Here is a 12,614-nt window from a genome sequence, read left to right on the forward strand (position 1 = left end):
TCCGGGAGCCATTTCCCGATTAGGCCTGTATTTCAAAATAAAATTGCTTAAAATCGTTGATAACACTTGACTTAGAGTAGAAAATGCAGAATACACACAAGCAGTTTCAGATGCTATCAATGGTTCAAAAACCGCTATGCTCTATGATGTCCAAATTCCAATCGTTTCCTATGTAATTAACCAAGCTAAGCAAATGGAAAATGCATTGCGGTCATTAAATTATACTCAAGGTATGATTTCGACTATTATCATTACCGTAGCCGATATTTTCAGTTTCATTATTCCATTTTTAATCGGTGCCATTTTAATGTTTAACGGCCAGATCGGTGCTGGTACCCTAGTAATGATTGTTCAACTTTCTAACGACTTCATTAACCCGGTAACAATGATTTTTGATCAGATTAATCAAATTCGTTCTACCAAGCCAATGTGGGATAAGGTTGAAAAAGCTCTAAACTTTGAACCTATTACTTCTGAAAATAAAGCAGTTCGAACATTCGATGAATTAGATGTTAATAATGTTGCCTATGAACAAAATAATAAATTAGTTTTTAATAATGTGAACTTTGCTATAAAACCTGGTGAAAAAGTGCTTCTAATGGCACCAAGTGGTTGGGGCAAAACTACCTTGCTTCGCCTATTAGTTGGGCAGATTACCCCAAGTAAAGGTCAAATCAAAATTAATCAAGAAGTATTAAACGGAAACTGGGCTAAAGCTCATGACTACTTCGGCTATATTAATCAAAAGCCGTTTATTTTTGATCGTGATTTAGAATTTAATATCACTTTAGGTAAAACTGTAACTAAACAGCAGTTAGATGAAGTATTAGCAGAAGCTGGCTTGACCGAATTAGTCAAAGAAAAAGGCTTGAATTATGCTGTGGGACAAAACGGATGCAATTTATCAGGTGGGCAAATTCAAAGAATTGAAATCGCTAGAGCTTTGCTTGCTAAACGCCCTATTCTATTAGCAGATGAAGCCACTAGTGCATTAGATGCGAAACTTTCTTTGCAAATTCATCAAACTTTACTTAATAATCCAAAAGTAGCTGTCATTGAAGTGGCACATAAAATTTCTGATCAAGAAAAAGCAATGTTTGATCAAATTATTGAATTAGGAAAATAATTAGCAAAATTTGGTAATAACCAAATAGAGACCGTTTTTTAGCGGCCTCTATTTTTCTTATGCTTGCGACTTTGTACAATAATGACAATGCCCCAAACGATTATTACTAAGGTATAGATCATCATGAATACTTTGCCGGCGACGGCATTAGTATGCCAGAAGAACATTAACATTGCCCAAATGAAAAATACTATAGACCAAATAATTCTATAAAGTCTTTATTTCTCTCTCATCTTAACTCACACTCCCTGCTATGTACTTCTTTATTTCCTACCTTTAATTTACCCCCCATGTAAGCATTTACAAATGATACGTACTTTTATATTGTTTTTCTTTTAAGGGAGGGTAAACTTAAGGTGGCAAATGATTTAACTAATGTTGAAAGTGTGCAGATCATGAAAGACGCTTTAAATGAAATAAAGACTATTTCCCCTGATTTTTCACCTACTAAAAAGCAAACAGTCGGAAACAAGCCACATATTTTAAGTTTAGTTTTAGGAACTATCTTTGTTGTTTTTTTGGCATTTTTTGTAACTGGATTTGGTTATCAACCTTGGTGGGTCTTCGCTATTGTTTTGATTTTAGGACTCGGCATTACCTTTCCTGCATGTTTTAACCAATACTGGTCAGTCGATGAAAAACAATTAACGATTACTTCATACAGCAATAATGACTTTAAGAAGTTAGCCCAATTATTCAATTTGACCAGTAAAAATCAAACAATAATCAATCTCTCTAACATTCAAGAAGCCGCTATTGTTTATCGTAAAATTGTCCGTCTAAGTCCCTTCAACTTCAATCCTGATCACCTTTTACTTGGGATAACTACTAAGGATGGTAAGGAATTTGATCTGGACTTAGGTAACATTGATTATCAAGGTCTGGCAACAATTACGCTTTACCTTAGTGAAGCTGGAGCAAAAGTCGATGATCAGCAAGGGATTCTTCGATTATTGTCTGAAAATCAAAATTTGTTCAAACATTTCCACAAGAAATGGGCTTCGTTATAACAGTTTCTCTCGCTATTTCACGATACTAATAAATAAAAGGTCTCTTAGAAAGTTTATGTCTTTCTGGGAGACCTTTATATTTGCTATACATTTTATTCGTAGTCTTCAGGATTAATATCAGGTTTCGGTAAATTTTGCTTATGATCAAAAGTCACACCTTGAATCCCATTCACATAAGTCCAATCCTTAAGTGTCTTCATGTCGCCGGACAAATAATATTTACTGATCAAATTATTCCAAACATCCCGCTTATCCAATGGTACGTTAATCAATCCTGCACCATGATCTATCATCAATTTATTCGCTGCTAATGTTGCCGTCCTTTTATTTCCATCCCAAAAAAGTTGATTACGCATATTATGATACATTAACGTCATTGCTTTATCTGTAACAGAAGTATCTTTTTGCATCAAATTATTAAAAAAATCTACTTCTTGAGGCTTCCATTCGCCTTTATCATTACCAAGTTCTACAGTAACTGAACCTGTTCTAAAACTGCCCGGATCCAGAGAATCATACCTTGCAACTAACAGATTAATATTCTGCCCAATTTTTAACGATAGTGCCTTATCTTCCCTAATAACATACTGCCAGCCTCGTTTTAATTGAACAATTACGTTCGAATCATCAATAGATACACCAGCTGCACTCATACCATCAATAATCGTTTGCGTTTGCGGCAAGGTAGTATTTACCCCTTCAAAACGTGAATTTGTAAAAACTAATCTAACCAAATTCTTTTTTGCGAAACATCTATTTTGTTCTTTGGTTAAGTGAAATTTATCAGGATACATCGATAACTCCTTGTTTATATTCTACTAAAAAGAATACGATGCACCCAATAACAACAAACTAAAAATTACGAATTTAAAAAGCATCAAAAGTTAGAATTTTCTAACCTTTAATGCTTTTTTACTATGACTTTTCAATCGCATAAGCAATTACCCATATTACTACTATGAAGATAATTGCAATTAGCCACGCAGCTGAAGAAAATTGCCCACCTACTAAAATCATCAGACCAATTGCTACAGCATAGATACCGGCTAATGCCATTTTTGCTCGCTGATATTTTTCCTTTAAAGTATTTTTATACTTCTTTAGTATTTCAGACAGAATCGTATAAATGACTATTGCGGTATAGATAAAGGCACTACTGAATGCCATCTCTTTTCTATAATACATTATCCAAAGGATAACCATTAATAGAAACATGAAAACATAACCTAAGATATTCAATACTTTTTCTAACTTAGCTAACTTTTTCTTCTTGGCATAGCTAGCTAAAAGTGCGGCGGCTACCAACACAACAATAACCGGCAAAAACCACTGTCCACCGGTTAAAACACTCGTTAAAAACATCATCTCACCCCTTAAATATTGAACAAGACACCAACAATTGAAAATAGTATCAATACCCAAACGAAACTTATAATCAGACCTAATGCAAAAGCCAACCATTTTTTCATTCTCTTTTGTAAAATTACATAGGTCAAAATTAATACAGCAGTCTGAGGCACAGCGGCCAAGAAATTAGTTAGCGATTCTATCCGCAAAGCACTAATTGCAACAAACGCCAGACTAGTAATGAATGAGATAATCGCCATTCGCTTAACGCTAATATCTTCTACAAATTCAAAAACCAGAAATGCCACAATGAATCCTCCACCAATGTAGGCAGATTTAAAACCATGAAGAGACAAATTCATCAATGAATTGTGCAAACTAAATCCATTTTTAGCAAAATACAATAACCCTGTAATTACAATCCCTAGTAAACTGCACCAAAAATATTTCTTTGCTAAGCCACGATTATTTTTAACTAAAACCCAAAACGCGATGACAAAACCAATTACTGGAATAACTAAACTCGCCACTATCAAGACATCTTGTATATATTCTTTTTTGCTTAAATCTTCATTCATTTTCCACCAGCTTCCCTATATTTTTCTAAAATTATACACTCATAAGATGAATAAACAATAAAAAGTCGTATTTGAATCAAAGAAAAAATCAAATACGACTTTTAGTAAAAATATTCAGTTAAATCAAAAACAAGAATGCAATTAAAGCAGGAAGCAACTGCACCAGCCAAATCTTTTTAGTTGCAGTAAAACCACCAAAGATGGCCACAACCATGATCATCCCCAACAGTAACTGCCAAACTTTAATCACTGTACCAAATGGAAAAACAAAGTAACTCAAGATTAACAATAGTCCCAGCATCCCATTATAAATACCTTGATTAGCCATCGAAACACGAGCTTCTTTTTGCTTAACAAAATTTTCACTCATATCAAAGGCCTTGGCTTGCTGAGCTGGTTTACCAAATATTTCTAATAGACAAATTCCAATATGTTCAATTCCGACAATAAAAACTAGCGCGATCTCAATCATCAAAAAAGTTGCTGCTGTTTCCATACTCTCCCCTATCTATTTGACAATGTTGTCACCCGACACTGCGCTCATTTTTAAATGGCTACCATTAGTTTCTTTACCAATTTGCGCATGAGTAGCTTTCCCTCCAAAAATAGTGTTATCACCACTCAATGTTGTCAGGTCACATTGGTCAACTTCAACATTTTCTATTAAATTATCCCCTGAAACAGTTGTAACTGCAAGACTTTTCGTGATTTGACTATTCTTTAAAAGAAAACTACCACTAGTCAGATCCGCATTACCAGAATCGACTTTCAGTTGATCTAATTTTGCATCCCCTGAAACAATGGACAACGACAACTTTGCGACCTTTAATCTATCAATCTTCAAATCACCACTAGCAGAGCTAAATTCCAATTCATCTAAATTAACATCTTGTATTCTCGTATCTCCGCTAGCTAGGCCAATATATGCTTCACGTAATTGGTGATCTTTTGGAACAGTAATTTTTACTTTACCTACATCACTGCTTGTCACTACTTCTATTTTGAACAAGCCTTTCTGCCAGAATCTGCCGTTTTTACGATCAGTTTCAGGCTGCTTAAGTCGCAGTTGCTGCTCATTTTGTATTACTACTGGCTGTTTGTCTTCTGGGCCATGATAGTGAACCTCAAAATGATCCCCAGATTCAATTGCTAAATTTATATCCGCAAAGTCTACTTGCAGTTCCTCAAATGCCTCATTAGTTAAGATCTTATCTACCTTTTCAATTTTATCGTTTTTACTAGAAAACATCTTCATCACTCCTTAACTAAGTGAATCTCACGATCAAACAACTGCCGCATGCCCTCATTAAAGTTATGTGCAATAAAGACAATGGTAGCTTTTTCTTTGACCAACTTTTGCAATATATTTATCGTAGCCTTTTGATCAATGGCGCTGGTTCCTTCATCGATCAAGATGATGTCGGCATCGTGAATTTTAGCTCTGGCTAGCACGATCTTTTGTCTTTGACCACCAGAGATATTCAAATTATCCAAATTCAGTTTTTCGTTAACGCCGTCTTTGAACTTGGCAATGTCAGGTGCAAAATTAACTTCATTAATGACCTGGGCAACTTTTTGATCTAAATGATCGTTAAACATCGTAATGTTGTCTTTAATAGTCCCAGGGAAAAGGTTAGGATCTTGCGGAATATAACCGATTTTAGTCATATCTGGGTTGACCACGTTGCCTTTTTTATCTTTAAATTCAACTTTTCCCTTACTTGGCTTAATTGAACCTAAAATCAGCTTGAACAAAGTGGACTTACCAGCACCAGAATCCCCTGTTAGCAGGATCTTTTCACCTTGATTGATTTTTAAATCAGGGAAACGCAAGCTTTCGCCATTGGGAAAATCGAGGGCTAAATCATGTGTCGCAATCGTTGCGGGTGCAGCTGTAGTATACTTTTTCTCTACATTAATTTCAAAAGTGTCTGCACTAATATTATTCATCAAATTATGTGAAGATTTCATATAACTGATTGCCTGCAACATTTGCCGTAAACCAATCGAAATATTAGCTGCAAAATTTTGCACAGACATAATTGCACCGAAGATAATCAATCCCTTAGTGATCAAAGAAGCTGTCATTGCCATCAAAATTATTTGCATGACAACATTGCATACACCGTTAAGAATGATCATCTCTTGTTGCGCTGCAGTTTGCTTAACGTGAGCCTGCTCGACTTTATCAGCTGCTTGCTCTTGCACCTTAAATAATTTGATCCCGGCAAAATATCTTCTAATTTCTTCAAGTCCAGAAAACCACTGCGACAAGGTATTCAAGTACATCTTATTTTGTTTGGATAAATTATCGGTTGTCCGTTCCATCTTTTTCTGGACTAATTTCGGTACATAGTAAGCAAAAATATCTAAGATAACACTAGCAACAAATAATGACCAATGCACAGTAATTAAAGCAACTAAGGCTGCAACAAACATCGTGCCATAAAAAGGAATAATTATATACCACTCAAAATAATTATCTTTTACCAAGTTAAGATCATTAGTAATTCTGTTTTGTACATCTGCAATTGCATGATACTTTCCATCTTTGAAGTAATGATCAAAAAGTTTTTGACGCAGCTTTTGATTATATTCTTCCTCTTGAACCCTAACTTCGTATTGAATGTAATAAATCAATCCTTGTGCAAATATGTAAAAGATACCTAATATTAAAACGGTCCAAAGTACACCAGACCAATTATGATCTTTAACATAAGTCAACCAATACATCTGAACATAACCACCGCCAATAGCGCCTACTCCAGCTAAGATGGAAAGAACATTAATGTAAATAAAACGGAAATAGTTAGTCTTAATAAATCCTTTAAAGCTCATCTGTTTCACCTGCCTGTCCATTGCTTAATACAATCTTGCGGTCAAAGGCATTTATTAATTCATTTGAAAAGTTATGAGCAATCATGACAATAGTCCGATCAGTTTTAAGCAAGTTCTTCAAAACTTTCTTAGTTGCTTCACTATCTATTGCGCTAGTTCCTTCATCAATAAAAAGCCACTTCGTTTGATAAACCAGAGCACGAGCCAAAATAATCTTTTGTTTTTGCCCTCCAGATAGATTATCTTGATCAAGGTCAACTGCTGTCCTGATTCCTGCAGAGAATTTTTCAATGTCTTTATTTAGATCAACCCACTGAACAGCTTTTTCTGCTAACTTATTCAACTTTGGATCAAACATTGTGATATTGTCTTGAATACTGTCAGGAAATAAAATCCCATCCTGAGCTACGTAGCCAATTTCATCAGAATTAATATTTAAATCTCCCTGTTCATCTACAAAAGAAATTTTGCCTTGAGTTGGCTTCAGTTTACCCAAAATCAGCTTAAACAAAGTTGACTTTCCAGTTCCGCTGTCACCCAGCAATAAAACTTTCTCTCCCTTTTTCACTTCTAAGTCAGGATAAGTAATTTTCTCACCATTAGGAAAATGCAAACCCAAATTTTCAATTTTTAATTCAGCAATATTTTGATCACCGTGTTGATTTTTTGCAATTTGTACAGGCTTCTCCATCGCTGATATTTTTTGATTAAGTTCTTTAGTTGATTTGATTAAATTCCACTCTGAAACTAAATATGTAATCCCGTTCATCACAGTTGAGCTAAATGCAATCGTCGTCATCACAGCACCAAAAACAATTTGTCCTTGGAAATAGAGATAACCACACAAGAGCATCAAAATTACCTGACCAAAAGTATTAAAACCGGCACTAACTACATCCGCAATAGCTACAATTTGTCCTTGTTTAATAGCAGCCTTTTTATACGCTGTTGTCGATTGATTTAAAGAGCTATTGAAAATATCAAAGCTAGCATATCTTCTAAGTTCATCTAGTCCATTAATCCACTTAGCAATACTATTTAATAGAGATTTGTTTTTCTCAGTAACTTGAATAGTGGCCTTCGATGTCATATTTTCAAAAAGCTTAGGCAACACTAATGAGATAATTGTCAGAATTAACGTTAAAATAGCTAAACTCCAATTAAAGTAGAATAAAATGATAATGGATAAAATCACATCCAAAGCATACATGTAGACATTTTTTAGTGGTGTCGCATAATTTTTAGTTAACTGATCAAGATTAGCATTCAAATCATTTTGAACTTTAGCTGTTTCCGTAATATTATTTTTAAAAATGAATCGACTAATTTTTATTCTAATTTTGTGCAAATAGTTTTGCGTTTGTTGACTAAATAAATAATCTGAACCAGAGATTAAAAGTAAGCGCATCAAATCTAATACTTGTGAAAGAATTAAAAAGAATAAAAAGCCGCTAAAATTCAAATTTTTCAAATTATTGTAGGCTGGCGTCATTAAATATTGTGTACTAGCGTCTATTGCCATGCCGATTGTTACCATGGCGAAGACTAAGATAAAGCGTCCCCTATGTATCTCGTAAAACCCCTTAATATTCATTCATACTCACATCCATCATATTATTGAAACTATCATATTTTTATTTATTTTTAATTTTACCCCCCTGTTTTTAATTTTCAACTCAATTTTGCCAAGTGGTTAAAAAATTACCCCAAGATGCAAAAAAAGCATGCCAACTTGACATGCTTCTCATCAAAAATATGATATTTTTTTACTTTTCAAACCAATCCCAATCGTTGCCCATAACGTGAACTTTGCTATCACTGTTATCAGCACTACTGATTTTTTCAGCTCTTGTAGGACGTTCAACTGTATATTCATCGCGCGTATTCTTCTTCACGATGCCTTCAAATTGAATTACATCGCCCTCTTCTAGATTTAAGTCTTTGAATGCCTTAGTCATATGAAGGGCAATTTGTTTAACCACTACATTATCTTCATTATCGACAGTTAACTCAGTAAAGATCCCTTTATGATCGTCAGGACGTAGAAACTTCGCAGTAAAGATATGACGATCTCCATCTGCATATTTTGCTAAACTCTCATTGTACATATCAATCATCTGAAAATTCTTCCTTCCGTGTCCACTATAACATTTTTTACTTGTATCGACGCATTTTCATAAGAAAAAGAGCGGCAAACGCACACAGTTGTCGCTCTTTAGCAAGATGATGGAATGAAGAAATTTTTTAATTGCTTATTTCACTTCTAAAGGAGGAAGGATGCTCATCCAGCCACCTGTTATAGTAGTTCTAAATTGTTGATTTGTTAAATGGTTTTAATCTTTTATTCAGCAAGTGCCTTTACTTTAAGTAGCAATGCAATTTTGGCAATATCAGCTTCGTTTTCTGCCACGATCATTGCCTCGTTTGTTAGCGGATAATCAATTGCCTGTCCATGTTCTAAGGCAAGTAGTTGCAAAAAAGTTCTCGTGCTCCGACCATTACCTTCTCTAAAGGGATGAAAGAAATTAATCTTATCGATCAAACTCGCATAATTTTCAGCAGTCAACGGTCCTTTTTTCGGTAAATTAGAAATAGCTTCGTTAATATCCTCTTCGGCGTAGTCAAAGCGTTCACGAGGAAAAAAGACGGTATTTCCTTTACGAAAATCACCCTTGCGGTAATGTCCCGCCCATTCATATAAAGGTGAGAACATTATCTTATGAATTTTCTTTAAGTCTTCAATTTGGCCTACTTTAACTTTTTCCTTTAACAGCAATAATTCTCGCTCAGCTGAAATTTGAAATTCCAAGTCTGCTAATTCTGCTGCATCCCTAATCCCCAACTTATTCTTCATCGTTCCATTAGGATAAAGAGTCACTGAAATCCAATCTTCTGCCATTAAAATGCCTCATTGATTTCATCAATAATACTTTGATCTGGCTTATTTGCCTGGTCAACTAACCGTGCAATATCTTTAGTTTCCGGCTTCCAACCCTCTAAGTGATTATTCTTTACTACAAAACAAATTTGTTGAAACATTTGGGGATCAGGAATTGTTACTCCTTGGATTGTTTGTTTATCTACATCAATTTCTAGTTTATAATCTTGCATTTTATCTACCAATATTTCTCAAGTGGGCGTTCATCTCTGCCCTCACGACTTTGACGCAAGTGCTCTGTAATTATCATCGTCAACACTTCTGCCAATTTATCTATTTGTTCTACGGTTACATATTCATACCGGCCATGATAATTACCACCACCATTGAATAAGTTCGGAGTCGGAATGCCTTTTGGCGTAATAAAGTTACCATCAGTACCGCCTCTAAATGATTGAACATGTGGTGTCAGACCACACTTGCGATAAGCATCTAAAGCTAAGTTGACGATATATGGCTTATCCTTTAATCCATTATAGATGTTCTCATATTGACGACGAATCTTAACAGTAAAGCGATCTCTGCCATATTTTTCATTCAGCTTCTGAACGATTTCTTTAATTAAATTCTCTTTTGCAATGAATTTATCCCATTCAAAATCACGAATTATCATACTAATATCCGCATGGTCTACCGTGCTTGTAGCATCAGTAACTAAGAAAAAGCCCTCATGATTGCGTGATTTTTCTGGAACTTCATCTTGCGGTAATGCTGATAAAAATTCGTTCATTAATGTGGTGGCATTGACCATTAGGCCGTAAGCTTCACCGGGATGCACAACGGTTCCTTTAATATGAATAGTAGCTTCAGAAGCATTAAAGGTATCATAAGAAAAATCACCGGGGCGGCCATTATCTAAAGTATAGGCAAATTCTACGCCAGGAAAATCGTGCGGATCAAAATATTTACCGCCGCAGCCAATTTCTTCATCAGGGCCAAAAGCAATATATACATCTCCATGTTTAACATCGGGATGTTCTACCAAATAGCGTAGCATGGAGAGTGCCCCAACAATACCAGCTTTGTCATCAACACCCAATAAAGTATGACCATCTGAAGTAATTAATCTTTGGCCTTTTAAATTTAACAAATCCGGAAATTCTGCAGGATCGAGAACTATTCCTTCATCTTTGTCTAAATAAACCTTTTCTCCATCATAATCAGAATGAACTTGGGGCTTAATATTTTCAGCATTAAAATCTGCAGTATCAACATGCGCAAAAAAGCCAATCGGTGTAACCTCATCAATTGTATTTTTAGCTAATTTTCCAATAGCAAAGGCTGTTTTATCATTGTAATATGCGTCGAGTCCCATATCTTTTAATTCTTGTACCAACTCTTTAGCTAATACAACTTGACCATGTGATGATGGAATTTGGTCATGATTCTCAAAGAAAGAACGCGTATTTTCCTTAGCATAATGAATAAATTTATTTTGTTCGTAATTTAAATCATAGAAACTCATATCTCACGCCGCCTTTTCATTTTAATTTCATATTATATTCAGTATAATAGATTACTTTTCTGAATTAAAGGATTTTTCACAAATCGCAACCATAAGTAGATTCAAAAAAGAATATAATGAAATGTAAGAATTATTTGAATGAGAATAGGAAAAACTCATGGATGAATTATTTGAAAAAGCACCTATTAAAAAAGTCCATTTTAAATTAGCCTTCCCTGTGGTGCTAGGGATGATTACCACAATGATTTAAGCAAAAGAATCAGCAGTTTTTGTTTATTTGGGTCTGTAATTGTTGGTATCATTTTGACAATTTTACTTCTAGTTTTTGCCAATTTTGATCCTTCTAGGAGCCAAAGCATCTACTTATTCATATGCTTTTGATTTTTATCGGATTATCGCTCTGGGATTGGTATTTATCATCTTTTCTTTAGTTCCACAAAACCTAATTCGAACTGAAGGCTTAGCTTTTGAGGCCATGCTCAGCACAATGATAGGAACTATTTTAGCTATTATTCTACATTAGCTTAAATCCCAAAATTATGAAGATTTCTGGGCAAAATATTAAGAACGTGATTGCCATTGGTATTCCGGGTTCAATCACCAACTTTGCTCAAAGTTTCGGTATGGCTTTACTTAACTCATCTCTTGCCGCATACGGCGATAACAAAGTTGCTGCTATGGGAATCACTCAAAAAATATATAGCATCGTCATTTTAGTCATCGTTGGTTTTGCCTTTGGCGCGCAGCCATTAATTGGCTATACTTATGGTGCTAAAAACTGGCAACGATTAAAAGACATTTTACGCTTTGATACTCTAGTTTTAGTAGCATATGCAATTATCGTTGGTGGCTTACTGATCATCTTTGCCAAATCAGTGAATGCACTATTTATGAATCAAGCCTCAATTATTTCAGCTGGTAGCTACATGTTAATTGCCACGATTATTACTACCCCGTTTGTTGGAATTATTTTAGTTTATACTACAGTTTTCCAATCAATTGGGAATGCCTGGGGAGCCTTCGTTATGGCAATTACTCGTCAGGGCATCATTTATTTCATTGTGTTAGAAATTTTGAAGAGTACTTTAGGCTATCATGGTATCGTTTGGTCACAAGCAGCAAGTGATATTCTAACCTGGATTATCGGTTACTTCATGTTTAAAAAGAGTCTAGATCTAAAAGATAAGTTAAAGAAATAAAACAATAAAAGACCTGCAGAATTTGATATCAATGTCATTAAGTTAAGACATTGACAATTAATATTAGACTTTTAAAGCACTGATTTAACATTTAATTGGTTAAATTGGTGCTT

Annotated in this window: 12 protein-coding genes and 2 pseudogenes; 3 read left to right on the forward strand and 11 right to left on the reverse strand. The window is 34.7% G+C overall.

Annotation, left to right across the window (positions count from 1 at the left end; translation table 11 throughout):
• Window positions 1–79 precede the first annotated feature (79 nt).
• Window positions 80–1,126: pseudogene (locus JEM49_RS04380) on the forward strand (ATP-binding cassette domain-containing protein); the annotation flags it as partial.
• 356 nt (window positions 1,127–1,482) lie between these two features.
• Window positions 1,483–2,136, forward strand: a complete 654-nt coding sequence (locus tag JEM49_RS04385; RefSeq protein WP_201873821.1) for an XRE family transcriptional regulator — start codon at window positions 1,483–1,485, stop codon at window positions 2,134–2,136.
• 92 nt (window positions 2,137–2,228) lie between these two features.
• On the opposite strand, the gene JEM49_RS04390 is transcribed toward JEM49_RS04385, so the two are convergent.
• The 11 genes from JEM49_RS04390 to pepT all read right to left on the reverse strand — a co-directional run bounded on the left by JEM49_RS04390 (window position 2,229) and on the right by pepT (window position 11,302).
• Complete coding sequence (locus JEM49_RS04390) at window positions 2,229–2,930, reverse strand: Fic family protein (protein ID WP_201873823.1); 702 nt, start codon at window positions 2,928–2,930, stop codon at window positions 2,229–2,231.
• Between the two features lie 121 nt (window positions 2,931–3,051).
• Complete coding sequence (locus tag JEM49_RS04395; protein WP_242509770.1) at window positions 3,052–3,501, reverse strand: hypothetical protein; 450 nt, start codon at window positions 3,499–3,501, stop codon at window positions 3,052–3,054.
• A gap of 8 nt (window positions 3,502–3,509) precedes the next feature.
• Entirely contained in the window at window positions 3,510–4,061 is a 552-nt protein-coding gene (locus JEM49_RS04400; protein WP_201873836.1) for a hypothetical protein, read from the reverse strand.
• Between the two features lie 118 nt (window positions 4,062–4,179).
• On the reverse strand, window positions 4,180–4,557 hold the full coding sequence (locus JEM49_RS04405; RefSeq protein ID WP_087236144.1) for a DUF1304 domain-containing protein: 378 nt from the start codon (window positions 4,555–4,557) through the stop codon (window positions 4,180–4,182).
• Between the two features lie 12 nt (window positions 4,558–4,569).
• Window positions 4,570–5,310, reverse strand: coding sequence for a DUF4097 family beta strand repeat-containing protein (locus tag JEM49_RS04410; RefSeq protein ID WP_201873827.1), 741 nt, complete (start codon window positions 5,308–5,310; stop codon window positions 4,570–4,572).
• A gap of 5 nt (window positions 5,311–5,315) precedes the next feature.
• Window positions 5,316–6,899: an ATP-binding cassette domain-containing protein gene (locus JEM49_RS04415; RefSeq protein WP_201873829.1), complete on the reverse strand. Its 1,584-nt coding sequence runs from the start codon at window positions 6,897–6,899 to the stop codon at window positions 5,316–5,318.
• Entirely contained in the window at window positions 6,889–8,493 is a 1,605-nt protein-coding gene (locus JEM49_RS04420) for an ATP-binding cassette domain-containing protein (RefSeq protein WP_201873831.1), read from the reverse strand. The genes JEM49_RS04415 and JEM49_RS04420 overlap by 11 nt, the downstream gene beginning before the upstream one ends.
• Window positions 8,494–8,665: 172 nt before the next feature.
• A complete protein-coding gene (locus JEM49_RS04425; protein ID WP_201873833.1) occupies window positions 8,666–9,016 on the reverse strand; it encodes a hypothetical protein in 351 nt (116 codons plus the stop codon).
• Window positions 9,017–9,240: 224 nt separating this feature from the next.
• Window positions 9,241–9,798, reverse strand: coding sequence for a Fic/DOC family protein (locus JEM49_RS04430; protein WP_087235552.1), 558 nt, complete (start codon window positions 9,796–9,798; stop codon window positions 9,241–9,243).
• Entirely contained in the window at window positions 9,798–10,010 is a 213-nt protein-coding gene (locus tag JEM49_RS04435) for a hypothetical protein (protein ID WP_025005780.1), read from the reverse strand. Before JEM49_RS04435 ends, JEM49_RS04430 begins: the two co-directional genes overlap by 1 nt.
• A gap of 5 nt (window positions 10,011–10,015) precedes the next feature.
• Window positions 10,016–11,302 (reverse strand): peptidase T, encoded by a 1,287-nt coding sequence (gene pepT / locus JEM49_RS04440; protein ID WP_201873835.1) that lies wholly within the window; start codon window positions 11,300–11,302, stop codon window positions 10,016–10,018.
• A 157-nt stretch (window positions 11,303–11,459) separates the two neighbouring features.
• Here pepT and JEM49_RS04445 point away from each other — a divergent pair.
• A pseudogene (locus tag JEM49_RS04445) lies at window positions 11,460–12,501 on the forward strand (MATE family efflux transporter).
• The last annotated feature ends 113 nt before the right edge of the window (window positions 12,502–12,614 follow it).

The sequence above is a fragment of the Lactobacillus sp. A27 genome, assembly GCF_016742815.1.
GTDB lineage: Bacteria > Bacillota > Bacilli > Lactobacillales > Lactobacillaceae > Lactobacillus > Lactobacillus gallinarum.

Excerpts from the sequence above, each read along its gene's own strand:
- JEM49_RS04425 (WP_201873833.1), bottom strand. The coding sequence starts at position 9,016 with ATGATTGATATGTACAATGAGAGTTTAGCAAAATATGCAGATGGAGAT.
- JEM49_RS04405 (WP_087236144.1), bottom strand. The coding sequence starts at position 4,557 with ATGGAAACAGCAGCAACTTTTTTGATGATTGAGATCGCGCTAGTTTTT.
- JEM49_RS04415 (WP_201873829.1), bottom strand. The coding sequence starts at position 6,899 with ATGAGCTTTAAAGGATTTATTAAGACTAACTATTTCCGTTTTATTTAC.
- JEM49_RS04435 (WP_025005780.1), bottom strand. The coding sequence starts at position 10,010 with ATGCAAGATTATAAACTAGAAATTGATGTAGATAAACAAACAATCCAA.
- pepT (WP_201873835.1), bottom strand. The coding sequence starts at position 11,302 with ATGAGTTTCTATGATTTAAATTACGAACAAAATAAATTTATTCATTAT.
- JEM49_RS04410 (WP_201873827.1), bottom strand. The coding sequence starts at position 5,310 with ATGTTTTCTAGTAAAAACGATAAAATTGAAAAGGTAGATAAGATCTTA.
- JEM49_RS04400 (WP_201873836.1), bottom strand. The coding sequence starts at position 4,061 with ATGAATGAAGATTTAAGCAAAAAAGAATATATACAAGATGTCTTGATA.
- JEM49_RS04390 (WP_201873823.1), bottom strand. The coding sequence starts at position 2,930 with ATGTATCCTGATAAATTTCACTTAACCAAAGAACAAAATAGATGTTTC.
- JEM49_RS04395 (WP_242509770.1), bottom strand. The coding sequence starts at position 3,501 with ATGATGTTTTTAACGAGTGTTTTAACCGGTGGACAGTGGTTTTTGCCG.
- JEM49_RS04420 (WP_201873831.1), bottom strand. The coding sequence starts at position 8,493 with ATGAATATTAAGGGGTTTTACGAGATACATAGGGGACGCTTTATCTTA.
- JEM49_RS04430 (WP_087235552.1), bottom strand. The coding sequence starts at position 9,798 with ATGGCAGAAGATTGGATTTCAGTGACTCTTTATCCTAATGGAACGATG.